The 21,495-nt window shown below is 72.7% G+C and carries 19 protein-coding genes; 8 read left to right on the forward strand and 11 right to left on the reverse strand.

The genetic code is table 11. The annotated features are described in order from the left end of the window. The first annotated feature begins 67 nt into the window (after window positions 1-67). Complete coding sequence (locus tag LCD33_RS13080; protein WP_224958069.1) at window positions 68-1,585, forward strand: helix-turn-helix domain-containing protein; 1,518 nt, start codon at window positions 68-70, stop codon at window positions 1,583-1,585. Window positions 1,586-1,628: 43 nt separating this feature from the next. Here LCD33_RS13080 and LCD33_RS13085 read toward each other — a convergent pair whose 3' ends face one another. From LCD33_RS13085 to LCD33_RS13120, 8 genes are all read right to left on the reverse strand, one after another. Further along, the gene (locus LCD33_RS13085; protein ID WP_374108035.1) at window positions 1,629-1,931 is read right to left on the reverse strand and encodes a phosphopantetheine-binding protein; all 303 of its coding nucleotides are present in this window, start codon (window positions 1,929-1,931) and stop codon (window positions 1,629-1,631) included. Beyond that, window positions 1,928-2,581, reverse strand: a complete 654-nt coding sequence (locus LCD33_RS13090; protein ID WP_224966161.1) for an isochorismatase family protein — start codon at window positions 2,579-2,581, stop codon at window positions 1,928-1,930. The genes LCD33_RS13085 and LCD33_RS13090 overlap by 4 nt, the downstream gene beginning before the upstream one ends. Before the next feature lie 95 nt (window positions 2,582-2,676). Further along, window positions 2,677-4,305 (reverse strand): (2,3-dihydroxybenzoyl)adenylate synthase, encoded by a 1,629-nt coding sequence (locus tag LCD33_RS13095; RefSeq protein ID WP_224966162.1) that lies wholly within the window; start codon window positions 4,303-4,305, stop codon window positions 2,677-2,679. A gap of 43 nt (window positions 4,306-4,348) precedes the next feature. Then, window positions 4,349-5,608, reverse strand: coding sequence for an isochorismate synthase DhbC (dhbC, locus tag LCD33_RS13100; RefSeq protein ID WP_224958072.1), 1,260 nt, complete (start codon window positions 5,606-5,608; stop codon window positions 4,349-4,351). A 34-nt stretch (window positions 5,609-5,642) separates the two neighbouring features. Then, window positions 5,643-6,425, reverse strand: coding sequence for a 2,3-dihydro-2,3-dihydroxybenzoate dehydrogenase (locus LCD33_RS13105; RefSeq protein WP_224958139.1), 783 nt, complete (start codon window positions 6,423-6,425; stop codon window positions 5,643-5,645). Window positions 6,426-6,599: 174 nt separating this feature from the next. After that, window positions 6,600-7,934 carry a carboxyl transferase domain-containing protein gene (locus LCD33_RS13110; protein WP_374228469.1) on the reverse strand — a complete coding sequence of 445 codons (1,335 nt, stop codon included), beginning with the start codon at window positions 7,932-7,934 and terminating at the stop codon, window positions 6,600-6,602. A 4-nt stretch (window positions 7,935-7,938) separates the two neighbouring features. After that, the gene (locus LCD33_RS13115) at window positions 7,939-9,390 is read right to left on the reverse strand and encodes an acyl-CoA synthetase (RefSeq protein WP_224966163.1); all 1,452 of its coding nucleotides are present in this window, start codon (window positions 9,388-9,390) and stop codon (window positions 7,939-7,941) included. A gap of 1 nt (window position 9,391) precedes the next feature. Next, on the reverse strand, window positions 9,392-10,642 hold the full coding sequence (locus tag LCD33_RS13120) for an SLC13 family permease (protein WP_224966164.1): 1,251 nt from the start codon (window positions 10,640-10,642) through the stop codon (window positions 9,392-9,394). Window positions 10,643-10,823: 181 nt separating this feature from the next. Here LCD33_RS13120 and LCD33_RS13125 point away from each other — a divergent pair, with 181 nt between their 5' ends. The 4 genes from LCD33_RS13125 (at window position 10,824) to LCD33_RS13140 (ending at window position 15,988) form a co-directional block, all read left to right on the forward strand. Continuing rightward, window positions 10,824-11,537 (forward strand): FadR/GntR family transcriptional regulator, encoded by a 714-nt coding sequence (locus LCD33_RS13125; RefSeq protein ID WP_224958075.1) that lies wholly within the window; start codon window positions 10,824-10,826, stop codon window positions 11,535-11,537. Between the two features lie 178 nt (window positions 11,538-11,715). Further along, window positions 11,716-12,204: a VTT domain-containing protein gene (locus LCD33_RS13130; protein ID WP_224958077.1), complete on the forward strand. Its 489-nt coding sequence runs from the start codon at window positions 11,716-11,718 to the stop codon at window positions 12,202-12,204. 76 nt (window positions 12,205-12,280) lie between these two features. Continuing rightward, window positions 12,281-14,392, forward strand: a complete 2,112-nt coding sequence (locus LCD33_RS13135) for a catalase (protein WP_224958079.1) — start codon at window positions 12,281-12,283, stop codon at window positions 14,390-14,392. 132 nt (window positions 14,393-14,524) lie between these two features. Next, on the forward strand, window positions 14,525-15,988 hold the full coding sequence (locus tag LCD33_RS13140) for an amino acid permease (RefSeq protein ID WP_224958081.1): 1,464 nt from the start codon (window positions 14,525-14,527) through the stop codon (window positions 15,986-15,988). On the opposite strand, the gene LCD33_RS13145 is transcribed toward LCD33_RS13140, so the two are convergent. Further along, window positions 15,966-17,375: an MFS transporter gene (locus tag LCD33_RS13145; RefSeq protein ID WP_224966165.1), complete on the reverse strand. Its 1,410-nt coding sequence runs from the start codon at window positions 17,373-17,375 to the stop codon at window positions 15,966-15,968. The genes LCD33_RS13140 and LCD33_RS13145 overlap by 23 nt on opposite strands. A gap of 195 nt (window positions 17,376-17,570) precedes the next feature. On the opposite strand from LCD33_RS13145, the gene LCD33_RS13150 reads away from it, so the two are divergent. From LCD33_RS13150 to LCD33_RS13160, 3 genes are all read left to right on the forward strand, one after another. Beyond that, complete coding sequence (locus LCD33_RS13150; protein ID WP_224958085.1) at window positions 17,571-18,482, forward strand: TetR family transcriptional regulator C-terminal domain-containing protein; 912 nt, start codon at window positions 17,571-17,573, stop codon at window positions 18,480-18,482. A gap of 93 nt (window positions 18,483-18,575) precedes the next feature. Further along, entirely contained in the window at window positions 18,576-19,349 is a 774-nt protein-coding gene (locus LCD33_RS13155; protein WP_224966166.1) for an enoyl-CoA hydratase-related protein, read from the forward strand. A gap of 56 nt (window positions 19,350-19,405) precedes the next feature. After that, complete coding sequence (locus LCD33_RS13160) at window positions 19,406-19,576, forward strand: hypothetical protein (RefSeq protein WP_224958089.1); 171 nt, start codon at window positions 19,406-19,408, stop codon at window positions 19,574-19,576. Between the two features lie 258 nt (window positions 19,577-19,834). Here LCD33_RS13160 and LCD33_RS13165 read toward each other — a convergent pair whose 3' ends face one another. Together LCD33_RS13165 and LCD33_RS13170 are read right to left on the reverse strand one after the other, a co-directional pair. Further along, a complete protein-coding gene (locus LCD33_RS13165) occupies window positions 19,835-20,776 on the reverse strand; it encodes an NAD(P)-dependent oxidoreductase (RefSeq protein WP_224966167.1) in 942 nt (313 codons plus the stop codon). A gap of 123 nt (window positions 20,777-20,899) precedes the next feature. Then, entirely contained in the window at window positions 20,900-21,106 is a 207-nt protein-coding gene (locus LCD33_RS13170) for a cold-shock protein (protein ID WP_224958093.1), read from the reverse strand. Window positions 21,107-21,495 lie beyond the last annotated feature (389 nt).

Below are 21,495 nucleotides of genomic sequence, written 5' to 3' on the forward strand. Positions count from 1 at the left end.
GCCCCGCCCCGTCCGCGGCCCTCGCCCCGGCGGTGGGCCGCCCCGTCCCGGTTGTGAGCACGGAGTCATGAAGCGCACCGACGACATTCCCGCCGACCCGATGGAACGCGCCCGCCTGCTGCGGCGGGTGCACAGCGCGGTGCTCGCCGGGGAGCGCGCGCCGCACGCCCCGCGCCCGGTGGTGTTCGAGTCCTGGCGCCGTTCGCTGGCGGCCAGCGTCGACCCGGACCGCGTCGAACCGCCGATGAGCTTCGACGTGGACCGGCTCGCGGAGATCCGCGCGGCGCACCCGATCGCGGCCTGCGTGCCGCTGCTGCGCCGCACGCTGCTCGACGCCGCCGACGGCACCACGCACATCATGGTGATCACCGACGCGGAGGGGAACATCCTCTGGCGCGAGGGGCATCCGAACGTGTGCCGGGCCGCGGACCGGGTGCGGCTGTCGGAGGGCACCACCTGGTCGGAGACCTCGATGGGCACCAACGCGATGGGCACCACGCTGGCCACCGGGCGTCCGGTGCAGATCCACTCCGCGGAACACCTGGTGCGCCGCTACCACTCGTGGACGTGCGCGGCCTCCCCGGTGCACGACCCGGAGACCGGCCGCATCCTCGGCTCGATCGACATCAGCGGCCCGCTGCACACGATGCACCCGGCGCTGGCGGCGCTGGTCGCGGCGGCGACGACGCTGGTGGAGAGCACGTTGCGGGAGTGGATGGCCCGGCGCGACGAGCGGCTGCGGGAACGGAACATGGGCGCGCTGCGGGCGCTGCGCGGTGAGCCGGGAGCGCTGCTGAGCGCCACCGGGCGGGTGGTCGCCGCCGAGCCGGGCGACCTGGCGCTGCCGGAGCGGGTCGAGCTGGACCGCCCGGAGGGCGCGCTGCTGCTGGGCGGCCGGGAGGCGCGGATCGAGCCGCTGGACGACGGCTACCTGCTGCGGGCGCCCCGGGCCGCCGCCACCGGTGCGCGGTCGTCGACCGCCGCGGGCCGGGACGGGCAGCTCCCGCCGACGCTGCGGCTGCGCTTCCTCACCTCCCGGCCGACCGCGGAACTGCGCGGTCGCGAGGTGTCGCTGAGCCCGCGCCGCGCCGAGCTGCTGGCGGTGCTCGCGCTCTCCCCCGACGGCCTCAACGCCGAGCAGCTGGCGCTGGCCCTGCACGGCGAGCAGGGCAACCCGGTGACCGTGCGCGCCGAGATCCACCGGCTGCGCACCCAGCTGGGCCACGACGTGGTGCAGACGAAGCCGTACCGGATCGCCGCCGAGGTGGACGCGGACTTCCTGCAGCTGCGCGCCGCGCTGCGGGCGGGCCGGCTGGACCCGGCGCTGGAGCTGCACCGAGGAGCGCTGCTGCCGAGCTCGGAGGCACCGGCGGTCCGCGAGGAGCGGGAGGACCTGCTGGCGGGGTTGCGCGGCGCGGTGCTCTCGGCGCGCGACCCGGAACTGCTGTGGCGGCTGGCCGACGGGGCCGCGGGCCGCGACGACATCGAGGTGCACGAGGCGCTGCTGGTGGTGCTGCCCGCGCAGGACTGGCGCCGCCCCACGGTCGCGGCCCGCCTGCACCGGCTGCTGCACGACCCGGCCTGACCGGGGTCGCGCAGCGGGTGCCGCGGCCGCGGGGCGGCGGAGGTCAGCCCGCCTTCGGCTCCAGCACCGACCACCACTCGGCGAGGCTGGGGCGTTCCGCCAGGTCGGCGAAGGTGACCTCGACGCCCTTGGTGCGCCACCGCTCCACCAGGCTCATGATCCGCACCGAGTCGAGGCCCCAGTCCAGCAGGTTCTCCTCGTCGCTGATCTCGGCCGGGTCCTCGTAGAGCAGCTCGGCCACGTCGGCCCGCACGTCGTCGAGGGTCAGCTTCCCGCTCATGTTCTCCTCCTGCACCCGTTCTCCACCGGCTTCGGCGAAGCCCGGTCCGTTCGTCGCGGCGCTCATGCCACCGCGGAAGGCTGCGGCGCCAGCGCGTCGACGAGCCGCTGCGTCGACTCCACCACGGCGCACCGCTTGGCCGCGTACTGCACCGCCATCCGGTGGTCCTCGGCGGAGAAGTCGGCGACGGCGTCGGCGGCCAGGAAGGCCTGCACCTCCTGCTGGAACGCTTCGGCCGCGGTCATCAGGCATCCGATGTGCGCGTAGATGCCGGTGATGATCAGCTGGTCGCGGCCCCAGCCGCGCAGCATCTCCCGCAGCTCGGTGCGCTGGAAGGCGCTGTAGCGCCACTTGGTCAGGCGCACGTCGCCGGGTTCCGGCGCGAGCTCGTCGATGATCGCCTCCTGCTCGGCGTCGGCGACGCCGGGGCCCCACCACTCCAGCTGGAGACCGCGCTGCTGCGGGGTCTGCCCGCTGGGCTGGGCGCAGTACACGACGGGAACCCCGGCGGCGCGGGCGCCCGCGGCGAGCCTGCGGATGTTCGGCACCACCTCGGCGAGCGGTTCGGCGTCGGGCTCGAAGACGCCCACGAAGTGCCGCTCCATGTCGTGCACGAGCAGCACGGCCCGGTCCGCGTCCGGTCGCCAGTCCACCCGGTTGGCGGGCAGTTCGTCCTGCCGCGGAACCGGGTACGGCGCGATCGTCGGCAACCCCACCTGTGCGTCCTCCTGTCCTGCTCCACGTCCGGTCCGGGGCCGCCCCGGCCGGGAATCGCCGGGCCGGCCCCGTTCGCGCGGGGCCGCTCGGCCGGTCAACGACGTTCGAGTCCCGGCACCAGGTCGCGCTGGATCGCTTCGCGCAGGTCGCGCTTGCTGACCTTGCCGACGCCGGTCTGCGGGAACGCGTCGACGAACTCGACGCGGTCGGGCACCTTGTAGCCGGCGAGGCCGCGCTGCCGGACGAACTTGATCAGCTCGCGGGCCTTCGGCGCCTCGCCGCGCGCCACCACGAAGGCGCAGGTGCGCTCGCCGAGGTACGGGTCGGGCATGGACACCACGGCGGCGTCGTGCACGGCGGGGTGGGCCAGCAGGTGGTTCTCCACCTCTTCGGCCGCGACCTTCTCGCCACCGCGGTTGATCTGGTCCTTGGCGCGGCCTTCGACGACGATGTTGCCTTCGGCGGTGAACCGCACGACGTCGCCGGTGCGGTAGAAGCCCTCGGGGGTGAACGCCTTGGCGTTGTGCTCCTCGGCCCGGTAGTAGCCGCGGATCGTGTAAGGCCCGCGGGTGAGCAGGTGGCCGGTGCCGCCGGGGGCGACGGGCCGGTCCTCGTCGTCGACGACGAGGACTTCGTCGTCCGGGGAGATCGGCCTGCCCTGGGTGGTGACGATGACGTCCTCGGGGTCGTCGAGCCGGGTGTAGTTGACGAGCCCTTCGGCCATGCCGAACACCTGCTGCAGGGTGGCGCCGAGCACCGGGCGGACCCGGCGCGCGACCTCCTCGCTGCACTTGGCGCCGCCGACCTGCAGCACCTCCAGGCTGGAGAGGTCGTGCGCGGTGTTCGCGGCCGCGTCCAGCCACACCAGCGCCAGCGGCGGGACCGCGGCCAGCAGCGTGACCCGTTCCCGCTCCACCAGCGGGAAGACCTCGTCGGGGCTGGGGCGGCGGGAGAGCACCACCTTGCCGCCGGCCTGCAGGACGCCGAAGGTGCCGGGCGAGCTCATCGGGAAGTTGTGCGCGGCGGGCAGCGCCACCAGGTAGACGGTGTCCGCGGTGACGCCGCAGATCTCGTTGCTGGCGCGGAACGAGTAGGCGTAGTCGTCGTGGGTGCGCGGGATGAGCTTCGGCACCCCGGTGCTGCCGCCGGAGAGCTGGAGGAACGCGATGTCCCCCGGACCTGGACCGTCCACATCGGATGGTTCGGCGTCGATCCCGGACAGCGCGGGGAAACCGGACTCCCCCGGGTCGCCCGCGATGAGCACGTGGCGCAGCCCCGGCACCTTCGCCCGCACCTCGGCGGCGAGCGCGCGGTGGTCGAACCCGGCCTCCACGTCGCAGGTGATGTAGGCGGCGGCCTCGGCGAACTCGCAGAAGTAGGCCACTTCGGTCAGCCGGTGCGAGGGCAGCGCGAACACCGGCACCGCGCCGAGGCGGAACAGCGCGAAGCACACCTCGAAGAACTCGGCGATGTTCGGCAGCTGCACCACGACCCGGTCCTGCGCGCCGATGCCGAGCTCGCGCAGCCCGGCCGCGAGCCGGTCGGCGCGGGTGTCGAGCTCGCCGTAGGTCAGCGAGCGCTCGGCGTCCACGACCGCGACCCGCTCGCCGTGCTCGGCGGCGCGGACGCGGAGGATCTCGCCGAAGGTCTCCCCGCGCCAGTACCCGGCTTCGCGGTACCGGGCGGCGTCCTGTTCGGGCCAGGTGGGGCATCCGGGCAGCATCGTCGTTCCTGTTCGTTCGGGGGTCGGCAGGGGCGGCCGGTGGCTACAGCGCGTCCGTCCAACCCATCGCCGAGAGCGCGGTGCGGAACTTCGCGGAGGTCTCGGCGAGCTCGTCGGCCGGGTCGGAACCTTCGACGATCCCGGCGCCGGCGTAGAAGCGGATCGCGGAGTCCTCGATCTCGGCGCACCTGATCGTGACGACCCATTCTCCGTCGCCGGTGGCGTCGCACCAACCGACCATCCCGGTGTAGTAGCCGCGCTCGAACGGTTCCGCTTCGGCGATGGCGACCCGGGCGTCCTCCGGCGGCGTGCCGCACACGGCGGGCGTCGGGTGCATGGCGACGGCCAGCTGCAGCGAGGTGGTCCCGGGGTCGAGGAGTTCGCCGGTGATCTCGGTGGACAGGTGCCACATGGCGGCGGTGTGCACCACCGAGGGCCCGTCGGGGACGACGAGGTCGCGGCACAGCGGGCGCAGCGCGGCCACCACGGCGTCGACGACGGCGGCGTGCTCCCGGAGGTCCTTCTCGGAGTGCTGCAACTCCTCGGCGCGGCGGCGGTCCTCGTCCGGGTCCGCGCTGCGCGGCCGGGAACCGGCAAGCGGGTTGGAGCGCACCCGGGTGCCGTCCAGCGACACCAGCAGTTCCGGGCTGGCGCCGAGCAGGGTGCGGCCCGTCTCGGCCCGTTCGCCGAAGGAGTCGCGGGTGCCGTCCTGGCCGCGCCGCGGGAGGTCCACGGCGTAGGTGAAACCGCCCGGATCGGTGCCCGCGAGGTTGCGCAGCATCCGCCCCGGATCCACCGGCTCCGATGTGGACAGTTCGAGGGAGCGGGCCAGCACGACCTTGCTCATCTCCTCGTCGCGCAGCCGCTTGAGCACCCGCTCCACCGCGCGCTCGTACTCGGCGGGAGCCGGGACGTGCTTCACCTCGTAGTCCACCCGGGGCGCGTCCGGCGCGGCCACCGGTTCGGACAGCGGCTCGGCGCGGTCCACCGCGGCGGGCAGCACCAGGTGCGCGGGCAGGTTGTCGCCGAACGGCACGGCACCGACCACGACGGGGTTCACCCGGCCGAACTCCTCGGCGTGGCGCAAAAATTCGGCGACCTGGCCGGGGAGCCGGTCGCGTCCCCCGGAGCAGGTAGCCTTCGGCACCACGGCGTCGACGCCGCGCGCCAGCATCGAACCGCGCGGCGAGGCGAAGAAGAACGAGGAACCCGCCGAATACCGGTCGAGCAGGGCGCCCGGGGTGAGGCGCTCGCCGAGATCGTCGGATTCTCCGCGCATGGTGGTATCGCTGTCCGTGGTCATGTGTGCCTTCCGTGGGCGGTGGTCGAGGGGCGGCTCAGGCGCGCAGCGTCGCGCCGCCGTCGACGTACAGATCGTGCATCGTGATGTGCCCGGCCTGATCGGAGAGCAGGAAGACGACCGCCTCCGCGACGTCCTCGGCCGTGGCCAGCTTGCCCAGCGGGATGCCGGTCTTGTAGGTCTCCAGCGATCCGGCGATCACCGGGGCGGGTCCGCGTTCGTCCCACAGCCGGTGCTGCATCGGCGTGTCGGTGGAACCCGGCGAGACCACGTTGCAGCGGATGCCGTGCTCGGCGAGCTCCAGGCCGAGCGACTTGGTGAACAGCGTCGCCGCCGCCTTGGACGCGCCGTAGGCGGCCATGCCCTGGCGCGGGACGCCCGCGGCGTTGGAGCCGACGGTGACGATGGAACCGCGGCCGCGGGGGATCATCCGCTTCGACACCGAGCGGCACAGGTGGAACACGCCGGTGGTGTTCACCGCGAAGGTGCGGTGCCAGTCCGCCTCGTCGATCTCCTGCACGGTGCCGGGGCTCAGGATGCCCGCGACGTTGACCAGCAGATCCACCGGTCCCGCTTCGCGTTCGGCGCGCTCAATCACGGATTCCACGGCCGCGGAGTCGGCGACGTCGGCGGGGCAGGCCAGCACGCGGCGGCCCTTGCCGGTCGCGGTCGAGGCGACTCCGGCGAGTTCCTCGGCGTCGAGGTCGACGGCGACGACGGTCGCCCCCAGCTCCCCGAGCGCGTGCACCACAGCGGTACCGATACCGTGGGCGGCGCCGGTCACCACGGCGACCCGGCCGCTGATGCCACTGCGGTCCATCTCGTCCTTCCCCTCGACTGCTGCCACGACCGGGCGCGCTCTCCTGTACCGAGACCGGCTCAGCCCTGTATGGTTAGGCTAACCTGACCACAGCGAGGTTCGGTAGGGGATGACCATCACACCTCGCACCGCCTTGCCCTCTTGGCTCTCTTGCGAGCGCGCGACCGCCGTCGGTCACCGCGGCGGCTCGCCGAGGACGCCCCGGGCGAAACCGAGGTCCACGACGTCCTGGGGGCGCAGCCGCAACGACTCGGCCAGCTCCGGCACCTGCTCCGGCGGGCGTTTGAGGATCGACGCGGCCGATTCCGGGGCGATGACCGCGAAGTAGGCGTCCGCGGTGATCCACGTCGAGCCGGGCGCGGCCAGCGCCAGCGCTCCCCCGGAACCGCCCTCGCCGATCACGAGCGTGGTGATCGGCACCCGCGCCTCGGCGACCGCGGTGAACAGCTCGCCGATCGCGGGCCCGGCCCCGGCGAGTTCGGCGGCCGCGCCGTTCGCCGCGCCCGGGGTGTCCACCAGCGTCAGCACCGGCAGCCGCAGCCGGTCCGCCAGCCGCACCAGCCGGGCCGCCGTGCGGAAACCGGCCGGGGTGTTGGCGGTACCGGTCTGCGCGGCGTAGGCGACCGGACGGCCCTCGTGCTCGCCGATCCCGCACAGCATCCCCGGATCCGCACCACCCGCCCGGTCGCCGCTGAGCGCGAACCGGCCGGTGAAGAACCGGTCCAGGTAGTCGGTCGCGCGCGGGCGCTCCGCCGCGCGGGCGCGCCGCACCGCCGCCCACCCGCTGCCCGGGGCGGGGCCCGGCCGCGGCGGGACGGCCGCCGCGACGGGTTCCGGGACGGCGCGGCGCGGTTGCAGCAGGTCCACCAGACCGGGGAGCACCGCGGGCAGCTCGTCCTCCGCCACCAGCCGGTCCACCTGGCCGGCGGCGAACTTCCCGGCCGCGGTGAACGCCGCTCCGGACTCCGCGGCGGGGCGCACCCGGCTGCCGCCGAACGCGACCTCGGCGCCGGGCACCGCGAGCACCACGTCGGCGCCCGCGCCCAGCGCCGCCCACATGCCGCCGGTCGTCGGATCGCGCAGCACCGCCACGTGCGGGAGGCCCGCCCGCCTGGTCCGCGCGCAGGCCCGCGCGATGGTCTGCAGCTGGGCGAGCGCGCGGATCCCCTCCTGCATCCGGCTTCCGCCGGAGGCCACCAGCGAGACCACCGGCAGCCGCAGCTCCCGGGCCCGGTCGAAGGCGTCCACCACCCGCGCCCCGGTCTCCTCCCCGACCGAACCGCCGAGGAAGCCGAACTCGAACGCGACCAGCACGGCGCGACCGGAACCGACCGCGCCGTGCCCGCACAGCACGGATTCGGCCGCTCCGGTGCGCTCGGCGGCCCGGCGCCGCTGCTCGCCGTAGCCGTCCCAGCCCAGCGGGCCGTCCACCGGGCGGGTTCCGGTGCGGCGCGGCGCGAACTCGGTGAAGTCCGCGCACACCGCGGTGATCAGCTCGCGCGCGCCCACCGGATCACCCCAGCGCCTTCTTCATGACCTTGCCCATCTCGTTGCGCGGCAAGGACTCCACGAACCGCACCTCGCGCGGGCGCTTGTGCGGGGTGAGCAGCCGGGCCACGTGCTCGGCGAGCTCGCGGCCGGTCTCGTCCGCGTCCGCGGGCTCCGCGGTCGGCACCACCCAGGCCAGGATCCGCTCGCCCAGGTCCGGATCGGCCTGCCCGGTGACGGCGACCTCGGCGACGACCGGGTGCTCCAGCAACGCGTTCTCGATCTCGCCCGCGCCGATCTTGTAGCCGCCGCTCTTGATGATGTCGGTGGCCTTGCGCCCCACGATCCGCAGGTAGCCGTCGGGCGCGCGGGTGGCGACGTCGCCGGTGCGGAACCAGCCGTCGGCGAACGCGGCGGCGGTGGCGTCCGGCCGGTTCAGGTAGCCGGTGAACAGGTTCCGGCCGCGGACCAGGATCTCGCCGACGGTCTCGTCGTCGCTGACCTCGATGTCGGCGCCCGCGTCGTCGACGAGCTTGATCTCCACCCCGTCGAAGGGCAGGCCGACGTAGCCGGGCCTGCGGTCCCCGGAGGCGCGCACGCCCGAATTCATGATCGTCTCGCTCATGCCGTAGCGCTCCACGACGCGCTGCCCGGTCAGCCGGGAGATCCGCTCGTGCTCCACCGCGGGCAGCGCGGCCGAACCGGACACCAGCAGCCGGGCACGGCCGACCGCCGCCGCCAGCTCCGGATCGCGTTCGGCGTCGTCGGCGAGGCGGTGGTACATCGTCGGCACCCCGAACAGCATCGTCGCCGCGCCGGCCAGCTCCGCGGCCACCGCCGCCGAGGAGAACCGGCCGAGGTGGTGCACGGTCCCGCCGAGCCGCACCGGCCCGAGGGTGCCGAGGATCAGCCCGTGCACGTGGAACAGCGGCAGCGCGTGCACCAGCACGTCCTGCGCGGTCCACTCCCACGCGTCGGCGAGCGCGTCGAGGTTCGCCCGGATGGCCCGCCGCGGCAGCACCACGCCCTTCGGCGGGCCGGTGGTGCCGGAGGTGTAGACGATCAGCGCCGGCTGCTCCTCGTCCGGTTCGGCGGGCAGCTCGCCGCCGGGTGCGAGGTCCACCTCGTGCAGCGGAACCTCGGCCAGCGCCGCCGGGATCTCGAAACCGGGCGCGGCGAGCAGGAGTTCCGGTTCGCTGTCCCCGGCGATGTGCGCGAGCTCCCGCTCCCCCACCTTCGGGTTCACCGGCACCACCGCGGCACCGGCAGCGAGCGCGCCGAGCACCGCCACCGCGGTCTCCAGCTCCGACGTGGCCCACACCGCCACCCGCCGGGCACCGCCGACGCGCTCGGCGACGCCCGCCGCGGCGGCGGCCAGCTCCGGGTAGGTGAGGGCGCGGTCGCCGAAGCGCACCGCCTCCTTCTCCTCCGGCCTGCGCAGCGTCGGGAACAGTTCCATGCCTACCTCCGGTTCCATGTCACCCCAGTCCGGGGACGACGAACACGAGCCACGCCAGCAGCGGGCCCACCGCGACCACCACCCCGCCGTAGACCATCAGGCGGCGGAAGAACACCTCGCGGTCCACGCCCTTGGCGTTGGCGAGCACGATCGCGCCGTTGGTGGAGAACGGGCTGACGTCCACCAGCGTCGCCGACACCGCCAGCGCCGTCACCACGCCGATCGGCCCGATCGTGCCGGTCGCCAGGAACGGCACCGCCAGCGGGATCAGCGCGCCCATCAACCCGACCGAGGAGGCGAATGCCGACACGACGCCGCCGATGTAGCACAGCAGCAGCGCCGCCAGCAGCGGCAGCCCGACCCCGGCGACGGCGTGGCCCACGTAGTCGATCGTGCCCATCTCCTGCAGCACCCCGACGTAGGTGAGCACGCCGCAGATCAGCAGCACCGTCGGCCAGGTGACCTCGGCGGGCGCGTTCGCGGCGACCTTCGGCGACAGCACGGTCAGCACCACCGCGACCGTCATCGCGACCAGGCCCGCGTCGAGCTCGAACACCAGCGTGCACACCACCAGCGAGGCGAGTCCGAGCAGCGTCAGCATCCGGTCCCGGTCCAGGCGCAGCACCTCCGGTTCGTCGGCGGCGTCGTCCGGCTGCGAACCGGCCCGCGCGGTGCGCAGCCCGCCGAACACGACGAACACCACGCCCGCGATCAGCAGGTTCAGCGCGAAGCTGCCCAGGAACAGCACCAGCGGGCTGCCGGGCAGCGCGTTGTCGGCGACGACCCCGTTGACGATGACGCCGTAGACGCTGATCGGCGAGAAACCGCCTGCCTGCGCGCCGTGCACGACCATCGCCCCCATCAGCAGCGGGTTGATGCCGTGCCGGGCAGCGAGGTTCAGCGCGATCGGCGCGATGATCGCGCAGGCCGCGGGGCTGACCGCGCCGATGGCGGTGAGCAGCGCCGCGATGCCGAACATGACCCACGGGATCACCACGAGCCTGCCGCCGACCAGCCGCACCGCCCAGTGCACCAGCCAGTCGGTGGTGCCGTTGGCGCGGGCGATCGCGAACAGGTAGGTGACGCCGACGAGCACCACGAAGATGTCGCCGGGGAACCCGGCGAAGATGTCGTCGTCGGACAGGCCGCCGACGAGCTTGCCGACGGCGAAGGCCGCGGCGAACGACAGCACCCCCATGTTCACCGACATCGTCGTGGCCAGCACGAAGCAGGCCACGAGCGCGTAGATGGATATCAGCTCGGGCGACACCGTTGTCTCCTCACCGTCCATGCGCCTCGGGTGAGCCCGGACACAGTGGTTCACTGGCTGGACCACTGTGCGCCGACGCCCCCGGGGCGTCAAGACCCGAAGTGGTCCGGCGCGCGGACCACTGGACCGCTTTCCCGGTGCTAACCTGGCCATTCCGCGCCGAAGCGGGAGGGAGGCGCCGGTGTCCGACGCGCTGCGGCCGCTGACCAGGCCGAGGCTCTACGAGCAGGTCGTGCTGCGCCTGCGCGAGCACGTCGCCGCCTCCGGCCTGGACGTGGGCGACCGGTTGCCGCCGGAGCGCGAACTCGCCGAACGGCTCGGGGTCAGCCGCGCCTCCGTGCGCCAGGCCATCGTGGTGCTGGAGGTGCAGGGCCTCGTCGAAGTCCGCCACGGCGGCGGGACCTACCTGGCGCGCCGCGAGCTGGACGGCGAACCGGTGGACGAGCTGGTGGCCCGCCGCGACCGGCTGCCGGACGTGCTCGACGCCCGCGAAGGGCTGGAGACCAAGCTCGCGGAGCTCGCCGCCGAACGCCGCACCACCGCCGACCTCGCCGAGATCGACGCGGCGCTGGCCGACATGCGCGCCCAGGTGGAGCGCGGCGAACTCGGCGGGGAAGGCGACCGCCGGTTCCACGCGGCCGTCACCGCCGCCGCGCACAGCTCGATGCTCGCCGAGTTCATGCGCACCATCGCCACCGAGATCGCCGAGAGCCGCCAGGAATCGCTGCGCCAGCCGCACCGCCCGCCGAAGTCGCTGGCCCAGCACGAGCGCATCGCCGAGGCCATCCGCGCCGGGCAGCCGCGGGCCGCGGCCGCCGCGATGCGCAGGCACCTGCGCACGGTCAGCCGGGTCCGGTTGCTCTCCTGGAACCCGGACGCCGACGAACCGGGCTGACCGGCGCCGATCCGCCGCCCGGTAAGGTCGGCCCGTTCCCCCGTTCGAGGTCCGTTCCCCCGTTCGAGGTCCGTCCCCGTTCGAGGTCCGTCCCGCGCCCGAGTTCCGTGGAGTACGTCCCGATGCCCGCTCGCCCTCGCCTCGGCAGCAGGCGCGCACCCACCTCCGGGTTCCCGCGATGATCGGGTGGCTGCTGGCCACGGCGGGCACCGCGCTGCTGGGCAGCGTCTTCCCGCTGGCCAACATCGAGCTGTACCTCGTCGGCGTGCTCACCACCGTGGACGGGCTGAACTGGTGGGCGCTGGCGCTGGCCGCCGCGGTCGGGCAGATGACCGGCAAGACGCTGTTCTACCTGGCGGGCCGGGGCGGGTTCAGCCTCGGCACCCGGCTCGGCCGGATGGCGGAGGCGCGCAAGGGCGGCCGCTGGGCGGCGTGGCTGGAGAAGTTCCACGCCCGCACCGAGCAGCACCCGTGGTGGGGGCTGGGCGTGCTGTTCGTGAGCGCGGTGGCGAGCTTCCCGCCGTTCACCGTGCTGTGCTTCCTCTCCGGCGCGGCGGGGTTGCCGCTGCTGGGCTTCCTCGGCGTGAGCCTGGCCGGCCGCGCCATCCACTTCCTGGTGCTGGCGGCGGCCCCGGAGATCATCCACCAGCTGCCGTTCTTCGGCTGACGCCGCCACGGATGCATGCCGGTCCGCCCGGGCGGGCACCCATCGGGCACGGACTACCCGTTCCCGGAGGCTCGGCATGACTTCTCACCGCGACAAGCAGGACCAGCTCGACGAAGTGCGGCACGACCCGCAGGACACCTACCTCACCACTCAGCAGGGTGTCCGCGTCGGCCACACCGACGACTCGCTGACCGCGGGCGCGCGCGGACCCACCTTGCTGGAGGACTTCCACGCGCGGGAGAAGATCACCCACTTCGACCACGAACGCATCCCGGAACGGGTGGTGCACGCGCGCGGCGCGGGCGCCTACGGCTACTTCGAGGCCTACGACTCCTCCCTCGCCGACTACACGGCCGCGAAGTTCCTCACCGATCCGCAGCGGCGCACCCCGGTGTTCGTCCGCTTCTCCACGGTCGCGGGTTCGCGCGGTTCGGCGGACACGGTGCGCGACGTGCGCGGCTTCGCCACGAAGTTCTACACCGCGGAGGGGAACTACGACCTGGTCGGCAACAACATGCCGGTGTTCTTCATCCAGGACGGCATCAAGTTCCCCGACTTCGTGCACGCGGTGAAACCGGAGCCGCACAACGAGATCCCGCAGGCGCAGTCCGCGCACGACACGCTGTGGGACTTCGTGCAGCTGCAGCCCGAGACGCTGCACATGATCATGTGGCTGATGTCGGACCGGGCGCTGCCGCGCAGCTACCGCATGATGCAGGGCTTCGGCGTGCACACGTTCCGGTTCGTCAACGCCGCGGGCACCGGCACGTTCGTGAAGTTCCACTGGAAGCCGAAGCTGGGCACCCATTCGCTGGTGTGGGAGGAGTGCCAGCAGGTGCAGGGCAAGGATCCCGACTTCAACCGCCGCGACCTGTGGGACGCCATCGAGTCCGGGAACTTCCCCGAGTGGGAGTTGGGCGTGCAGCTGGTCGAGGAGTCCCGGGAGCACGACTTCGACTTCGACCTGCTGGACGCGACGAAGATCATCCCGGAGGAGCAGGTGCCGGTGCGCCCGGTCGGCCGGATGGTGCTGGACCGCAACCCGGACAACTTCTTCGCCGAGACCGAGCAGGTCGCCTTCCACACCGCGAACGTGGTGCCCGGCATCGACTTCACGAACGACCCGCTGCTGCAGGCGCGGAACTTCTCCTACCTGGACACCCAGCTGATCCGGCTGGGCGGACCGAACTTCGCGCACATCCCGGTGAACCGGCCGGTCGCGGAGGTCTCCACGAACCAGCGCGACGGGTTCCAGCAGCACCGGATCCACCGCGGGCAGGCCAGCTACTCGAACAACAGCCTCGGCGGCGGCTGCCCGGTGCTCGCCGGGGCCGGCGAGGGCGCCTTCGAGCACTACCAGGAGAAGGTGGAGGGCGCGAAGATCCGCCAACGCAGCGAGAGCTTCCAGGACCACTACACCCAGGCGAGGCTGTTCTGGAACAGCATGGCCTGGTGGGAGCGGGAGCACATCATCGCCGCGTTCCGCTTCGAACTCGGCAAGGTCGAGCACATGCACGTGCGGGAGGGCGCGGTCGCGCAGATCAACCACATCGACCACGACCTCGCCGTCGCCGTCGCCGAGGGGATCGGTGTGACCCCGCCCGAGGCCGCGTCCGGACCGGGCCACGACGACCGCTCTCCCGCGCTGAGCCAGGCGAACTCGGTGCAGGACACCATCGCCACCCGCACCATCGCGCTGCTCGTCTCCGACGGGGTCGACCAGGCGGAGGTGGCGCAGCTGCGCGACGGCTTCGCCGAGCGCGGCGCGGTCGCGGAGGTGCTCGGCACCCGCGACGGCAGCGTGCGCGGCGCCGACGAGAGCCAGGTCGAGGTGGACCGCGCGATCCCCACGGTGTCCTCCGCGGTCTACGACGCGGTGATCGTGCCCGGGGGCGCCGACAGCGTGCAGGCGCTGTCCAAGGACGGCTACGCGGCGCACTTCGTGGCGGAGGCGTTCAAACACGCCAAGCCGGTCGGCGCCAGCGACGAGGGGCTCGCCCTGCTGCAACGCGCCGGGCTGGACTTCGTGCGGCACGCCGGCGAGGGCGACAACGTGGTCAGCGACCAGGGCGTGGTGACCGCGGTGCCCGGCGGCGCGGGACTGCCCGCCGAGTTCATCGAGGAGTTCGCCGCGGTGCTCGCCGGGCACCGGGCGTGGGACCGGGACACCACCCAGGTCGTGGCCTGAGCCCCCGATCGGCGCAGCCGCTGGCCCGCACGGGTCGCCGCGCTGCGCCGATCGGTCCCACTCCGGTACCAGGTCCATCACGCCGCGCCGGATGTTTCGCTTTCACCTCCGCGAGCTTCTACCGTGCTGCCCGTGGGTGTTCTGCGAACTCTTCCCGTCCAGCACGTGCTGGACCGCACCGAACGCAGCGGCCTCGCGCGGCGGCTGTCCGGTGTCGACCTCGTCGGCTTCGGCATCGGCATCATCATCGGGACCGGTGTCTTCACGCTGGCGGGCGTCGAGGCCAAGGAGCACGCCGGGCCCGCGGTGGTGGTGGCGTTCCTGATCGGCGGCGTGGTCGCCGCGCTGGCCGCGCTCTGCTACGCCGAGCTGGCCGCGGCGGTGCCGACGGCGGGCAGCGCCTACACCTACGGGTACGCGACGCTCGGCGAGATCTTCGCCTGGATCATCGGCTGGGACCTGCTGCTGGAGTTCGCGCTCGGCGCCGCGGTGGTGTCCCGCAGCTGGTCGGGCTACGTCTCCAGCCTGCTCGGGCTGCCGCCGGAGTGGTTCGGCGAGGAGGCGACGGTCAACGTCGGCGCCGTCCTCATCATCGGCGTGCTCACCATCGTGGCCGTGCTCGGCATCCGCGAGTCGTCCTGGCTGACCAACGTGCTGGTCGTGGTCAAGGTGTCGGTCTGCGTGCTGGTCGTCATCGCCGGGTTGTTCTTCTTCACCGGCGCGAACCTCACCCCGTTCGTGCCGCCCGCGCAGCCCGCCGAGCAGGGCGCGAGCGTGCTGGAGCAGCCGCTGGTGTCCGCGGCGCTCGGCATGGAGCAGTCGATGTACGGGTTCGGCGGGGTGCTCACCGCGGCCGCGATCGTCTTCTTCGCCTACACCGGTTTCGAAGCGCTGGCCAACCTCGGCGAGGAGACCAAGCGGCCCAAGCGGGACCTGCCGGTGGGCCTGCTCGGCAGCCTGATCGTGTGCACCGTGCTGTACGTGCTGGTGGCGCTCGTGCTCAGCGCGATGGTCGACTACCGGCAGATCGACGAGGCCGCACCGCTGGCCGCCGCCTTCCACTCGGTCGGCGCGCACTGGGTCGCCGCGCTCATCGCGCTCGGCGCCGTCACCGGCCTGACCTCGGTGATGATGGTGGAGCTGGTGACCATCGGCCGGATCGGGTTCGCGATGAGCCGGGACGGGCTGCTGCCGCCGAAGCTCTCCCAGGTGCACCGGAAGTGGGGGACCCCGCACCGGGTGACGATCGGCGGCGCGGTGCTGGTGATGCTGCTCGGCGGGTTCATCCCGATCTCCGAGCTCGCCGACATGGTCAGCATCGGCGCGCTGTCCGGTTTCGTCATCGTGGCCATCGCGATCCCGGTGCTGCGCCGCCGCGAACCGGACCTGCCGCGCCCGTTCCGGATGCCGTGGTCCCCGGTGCTGCCCGTGCTGACCGCCGTCGCCTGCCTGTACCTGATGTCGAACCTGAGCGTGCTGACCTGGCTGCGGTTCGCCGTGTGGCTCGTGGTCGGCCTGGCGATCTACCTGCTCTACGGGTACCGCAAGTCCCGGCTGGCCACCGCCGAACCGGTCAGCGACGCCGAGTCAGGATGAGCTGCTCGGCCACCGCCAGCAGCAGCGCCAGCGTCACGAACCCGACCGCGACGAGCAGCCCGATCGAGATCGCCGCGTCGTAGCCGCCGGTGGCGATCGCGCCGAAGAACAACCCGGACGCGGTGGCGGTGCCGATGGCCGTGCCGAGCCGCTGCCCCGTCTGCTGCACGCCCGCCGCGGTCCCGCCCCGGGCCGCGTCCACCTTGGAGAGCGTGACGGTCTGGTTCGGCGAGATGACCAGCCCGCTGCCGACCCCGGCCAGCAGCAGCGGTGCCGCCACCACCAGGCCCGCGGCCGCCCCCGGCCCCGTCGACAGCAGCAGATCGGTCACCACCAGTCCCGCCAGCGCCCCCACCAGCCCCAGCACCACCAGCGACCGGCCGAACCTGTTCACCAGCCGCCCGCTCAACGCCGAGGACGTGGCGGAACCGATCGCGAACGGCGTCATCGCCAGCCCCGCCTGCAGCGGCGAATACCCCAGCCCGCGCTGGAAGTACAGGGCCAGCACGAAGAAGATGCTGGTGAACCCGGCGAAGTACAGCATCCCCAGCGCGGTGCCGAAGCTGTAGCTGCGGATGCTGAACAGCCCCAGGTCCACCAGCGGTTCCCGGCCGCGGCCGCGGTAGTACCGCTCCCACAGCACGAACAGCACCAGCAGCACCGGCGCCGCGCCCAGCAGGTACCACGGCGTGCCCGCCCCGCTCTCCTGCTGGATGAGCGGCAGCAGCACCGCCAGCAACGCCCCGGCCAGCAGCAGCACCCCGACCAGGTCGAGGCTGCGCGGCCCTTCCTCCACCTCGTCCTTCGGCAGCACCTTCGCGGCGAACGCCAGCGCGAACAGCCCGATCGGCACGTTCACGAAGAACACCCAGCGCCAGCCCTGCTCGCTCCCCGCGAACTCGATGATGAGCCCGCCCAGCAGCGGGCCGATCGCGGTGGACACGCCGATGACCGCGCCGAACATGCCGAAGGCCTTCGCCCGTTCGGGGCCCTGGAACAGCTGCTGGATCAGGCCCAGGACCTGCGGGTTGAGCATGCCGCCCGCGACGCCCTGCACCAGCCGGGCGACCACCAGCCAGAGGGCCGACGGCGCGAAGCCGGCGGCCGCGCTGGCCGCGGTGAACAGCAGCAGCGAGAGCACGAACATCCGGCTGCGCCCGCGGTCGTCGCCGAGCCGCCCGGCGGGCACCAGCACCAGCCCGAAGGTCAACGCGTAGCCGGACACCACCCAGCCCAGCGCCACCGGCGGGGCGTCCAGCCCCTGCTGCATGGACGGCAGCGCGACGTTGACGATGCTGACGTCGAGGAGGGTCATGAATCCCGCCAGCAGGCACACCCCCAGCGCCTGCCACCGCTGCGTCGTCGTCGAGGCGGTAGTTCCCGTCATTCCCACATCCTGACGGTGCACCGACGGCTCGTCTCGGCTGAGGGGGGCCGATCAAGCGGACCGTGAGGTGCTAAGGAACGGTCCCCGGTCACCGTCCGGAACCGCCGCGCACGCAGTTCGAGGGTTTCCGCGGCGCTGGTAGCGTCCTGCCCGCGCGCCGCGCCTGACTACCCGACCCCACGACCGCACGAGACGATGACCTCCGAACCGCCCGAAGACGCCGGACCCGCCGCCTTGCGCGCCAGGGTTCGCGAGGTGGTGGCCGCGCACCAGGGCAGCCACCGGGAGTTCGCCGACCGGATCGGGCTGGACGCCAGCAAGCTGTCCAAGTCGCTGAGCGGAGTCCGGCGGTTCACGCCGGTCGAGCTCACCCGCATCGCCGAGCTCGGCCAGGTGACGGTGAACTGGCTGATCAACGGCCAGGACGACGCGGAGACGGTGGCCGCGGCACCGCGGCGGGCGGCACGTCCACCGGAACGGTCCGGCGGCGACCGCTACCAGCAGATCCTCGACGCGGCCTGGGAGCTCATCGCCGAGCGCGGTTACCACTCGGTGCGGGTCGCCGACATCGCCGAGGCGTGCGGGGTGAGCGCGGCCGCGATCCACTACCACTTCCCGGGTCGCGACGACCTGCTGACCGAGGCGCTGCGGCACTCGGTGCGCCAGGCCTTCGACCGGCAGGTCGCCGAGCTGCACAGCATCGACGACGCGCACCGGCGGCTGCTGCGCCTGGTGGAGCTCCAGCTGCCCGGCTCCCCGGAGCTGCGCCGCGAGTGGTCGATCTGGTTGCAGGTGTGGAACGAGAGCGCGCTGCGCCCCGAGCTGCGCGGGCTGCACGGCGATTCCTACACCCGGTGGCACGACACGATCGCGCGAACCATCCGGCAGGGGCAGCGGCAGGGCGTGTTCACCGGCGGTGACGCCGAGGAGCTCGCGGTGCGCTTGACCGCCCTGATCGACGGACTCGGCATCGGAGTCCTCACCGGCCGCCCGGAACGTTCGGTCCCGCGGATGCGGCAGGTCCTGCACGACTTCATCAGGCGCGACGTGGTCGGCGACCGCGGAGACCGAGCATCTCGTCCGCGCCGGAGCGATCACGGGTGGTGATCTCTGCTCGCCCGTCCGGGTCGCTCGATCGCCGGTTGAACCCCCTGGTGCGGCTCGGTAGTTTCCGAAAGCACTCGCCACGGAGGTGATCAGGTGCCGGAGGACGACGAGATCCTGGTCGAGCACCGGGATGCGGTGCTGCTGCTGACCTTCAACCGGCCGGACCGGCTCAACGCGTGGACGCCGAGCATGCGGCGGCGCTACTTCGACCTGCTGGAAGAAGCCGACGCCGACCCGTCCGTGCGCGCGGTGGTCGTCACCGGTGCCGGGCGCGGGTTCTGCGCGGGCACGGACCTCTCCGCACTGGGCGACACCCCCGAGCCGGACGTCGACGAGCGGGCGATCTCGCTGTCGATCCGGATCCGCAAACCCATCATCGCCGCGATCAACGGGCCGGTCGCCGGGATCGGCCTGGTCGCGGCCCTGTTCGCGGACGTGCGCTTCGCGGCCGAGGACGCCAAGTTCACCACCGCGTTCAGCAGGCGCGGCCTGGTCGCCGAGCACGGCATCTCCTGGTTGCTGCCGAAGCTGGTGGGCGCGGGCGCCGCGCTGGACCTGATGCTCTCGGCCCGGACCCTGCCGGGCACCGAGGCGCACCGGATGGGACTGGTGGACCGGGTGCTGCCCGCCTCGGAGGTGCTGGCGGCGGCGCTGGAGTACGCGCACGTGCTGGCCACCGAGTGCTCCCCCGCGTCGCTGGCCGACATCAAGGAGCAGATCTACTCCGGCCTGGACAGCGGACTGGAGACGGCCCGGGCCGACGCGAGCAACCGGATGGTCACCGCCTTCGGCCGCCCCGACGTGCGCGAGGGGGTGCGCAGCTTCCACGAGCGGCGCCGGCCGGACTTCCCGCCGCTCGGGGGCTGAACGCGGCCGGGACCGATACGGTGGCGTCGAGAAGCCCGATCCGCGGAAGGAGCGCCGTGAACCCCGAGACTCCGGAAGCCGACGCAGCCGATCAGAACCGTCCCGCCGAGGACACCGCGGGCGAGGACCTCACCGTCCCCGCCGAATCGTCCGCGGAGGCCGATCCGGCCGATCTCGCGGACCAGCAGCTGGTGGTCCCCGATGACGAGGACTACGAACGCGACTGACGGGATCCCCGCGCGCCGCGCGCCGATCACGACGAATGCCGGATTCCGGGGCGCGGCGCGTTGCGGACCCATTAGTCGCACCCGATACGGAGGTCAAGTTCTTTTCGGAAAGTTCCTAGAACTTGCCCCGCACCATTCCGGAACCCGGTAGCTTAACCACGATCACCTGCACCGCCTGGAACGAGCGATCCCGGCCTTTCCGCGCCACCGGACGCGCGAAAGCAACTCGCCATTTCCAGTGCGAACTCGCCCCGGCGCTCAGCCCGGCCAGAGGCCGAACATCGTCGCGAATCCCTCACGCCAACTGGGCCATCCCGGACGCCAGCCCAACGTCTCCCGGAGCCGGAAATTCGTCGCCCCCCGCTGCTCGGTCAGCCGGTGCACGGTGAGCCAATCCAGCTGCGCCCTGGCCTGGTCCAACGTCAGCGACAACGGCGCCGGGCCCCCGATCATCCGGGCGTACGCCGGTAACCACTCGGCGTATTCCGCGGGTTCGTTGTCCACCACGTTGTAGGTGCCGGTCTCCCCTGCCTCCAGCACTTCCACGACGGCGCTGGCCGCGTCCTCCACATGGGTGAACGAGGTGAGCCCGACCCCGTCCACGACCAGCGGCAGCGCGCTGCCCCGGACCTGCTCGTGCACCAGTCCGCCCGGCGCGTACCAGGTGTCCGGCCCGTACAGGGAACCGTAGCGCAGCACCACGCCTTCCAGGTCGGTGCGCTCCACGACCGCGCGCTCCATGTCGGCCACCGCCCGCACCACCTCGCCCCAGCGCCCCGGGGCGTCGATCCACAGCGGCGAGTCCTCGTCCAGCACGTCGTGGCCGTTCGGGCAGTACGCGGCGACCATGCTCTGCGCCACCACGCGGCGCACCCCGGCATCGGCCGCCGCCTCGACCAGGTTCCCGGTGCCTCGCTCCCACAGCCGCGAGGTGCGGGCCAGCGCGTCGTCGAAGTCCGGTCCGCGGAAGCCGGACACCTGCGCCACCACCACGTCCGGCTCCGCGCGCTGCAGCACCTGGCGCAGCCGCGGCAGGTCCAGCACGTCGGCCACCACGACCTCGTCGGCACCGGTCACGCCCTGCGCGCGGCCGGCGGTGCGCAGCAGCGCGGTCACGTGGTGCCCGCGTTCCCGCAGCTTCGGCAGCAGCGTCGTACCGACCACGCCGGTGGCTCCGGCGACGAACACACGAAGGGACACCCGGAACCTCGCAAAGATCGACTTCAGCGGGGTGGGCAGCCTACCGCGTCGCGGCCGGCGCCCACGACGAACATGCGAGAGGCCCACGCCTGGCAGGCGTGGGCCTCTCGCTATCGGCTTGACTCAGGCGATGCCGCGAATCTGCGAAGCTTGCGGACCCTTCGGGCCCTGGGCGATCTCGAACTCCACGCGCTGGTTCTCGTCCAGCGTGCGGAAACCGGAGGCGTCAATCGCACTGTAGTGGGCGAACACATCGGATCCACCCCCGTCGGGGGTGATGAAGCCGAAGCCCTTTTCAGCGTTGAACCACTTAACGGTACCGGTAGCCATTCTCTTTACTCCTACTTCAGATGGCCAGGGCCGACACTGCGTCAACCCCAAGTCGCCGAGATGATCACCCGGGCCGAACGGCCTCCGGCACAACAAAGCGCCTGCGCCACACTTGTCTCGCAGGCACTTTTTAGTACTTCTGGGAACCAAAACTGCAACCGCGGTCAACGCTAGCACCCCGACAGCGGGTTGTCACACACTTGTCACCCGAAGTCGTGGCGACCGAAGTCCGGTGTAACGCCCATCCGCATTCCGACGATTTCCCCGAAATGGGCGTGGGGGGGGGGCCCCCCCCCCGCGGGGGGGGGCGCGGGGCGGCGCGGGAGGTGTGTGGAACGCAGAGGCGAAGAACACCACCCCCCCCCCCCACCCCCCCCACACTCAGGAGG

Source organism: Saccharopolyspora sp. 7B (genome assembly GCF_020177435.1).
In the GTDB taxonomy this organism is placed as follows: Bacteria; Actinomycetota; Actinomycetes; order Mycobacteriales; family Pseudonocardiaceae; genus Saccharopolyspora_C; species Saccharopolyspora_C gregorii.

Bases quoted from the DNA above. Each gene is read 5' to 3' on its own strand.
- LCD33_RS13105 (WP_224958139.1), bottom strand. From the start codon at position 6,425: ATGGACCGCAGTGGCATCAGCGGCCGGGTCGCCGTGGTGACCGGCGCC.
- LCD33_RS13135 (WP_224958079.1), top strand. From the start codon at position 12,281: ATGACTTCTCACCGCGACAAGCAGGACCAGCTCGACGAAGTGCGGCAC.
- LCD33_RS13115 (WP_224966163.1), bottom strand. From the start codon at position 9,390: ATGGAACCGGAGGTAGGCATGGAACTGTTCCCGACGCTGCGCAGGCCG.
- LCD33_RS13080 (WP_224958069.1), top strand. From the start codon at position 68: ATGAAGCGCACCGACGACATTCCCGCCGACCCGATGGAACGCGCCCGC.
- LCD33_RS13145 (WP_224966165.1), bottom strand. From the start codon at position 17,375: ATGACGGGAACTACCGCCTCGACGACGACGCAGCGGTGGCAGGCGCTG.
- LCD33_RS13130 (WP_224958077.1), top strand. From the start codon at position 11,716: ATGATCGGGTGGCTGCTGGCCACGGCGGGCACCGCGCTGCTGGGCAGC.
- LCD33_RS13095 (WP_224966162.1), bottom strand. From the start codon at position 4,305: ATGCTGCCCGGATGCCCCACCTGGCCCGAACAGGACGCCGCCCGGTAC.
- dhbC (WP_224958072.1), bottom strand. From the start codon at position 5,608: ATGACCACGGACAGCGATACCACCATGCGCGGAGAATCCGACGATCTC.
- LCD33_RS13085 (WP_374108035.1), bottom strand. From the start codon at position 1,931: ATGAGCGCCGCGACGAACGGACCGGGCTTCGCCGAAGCCGGTGGAGAA.
- LCD33_RS13170 (WP_224958093.1), bottom strand. From the start codon at position 21,106: ATGGCTACCGGTACCGTTAAGTGGTTCAACGCTGAAAAGGGCTTCGGC.
- LCD33_RS13150 (WP_224958085.1), top strand. From the start codon at position 17,571: ATGACCTCCGAACCGCCCGAAGACGCCGGACCCGCCGCCTTGCGCGCC.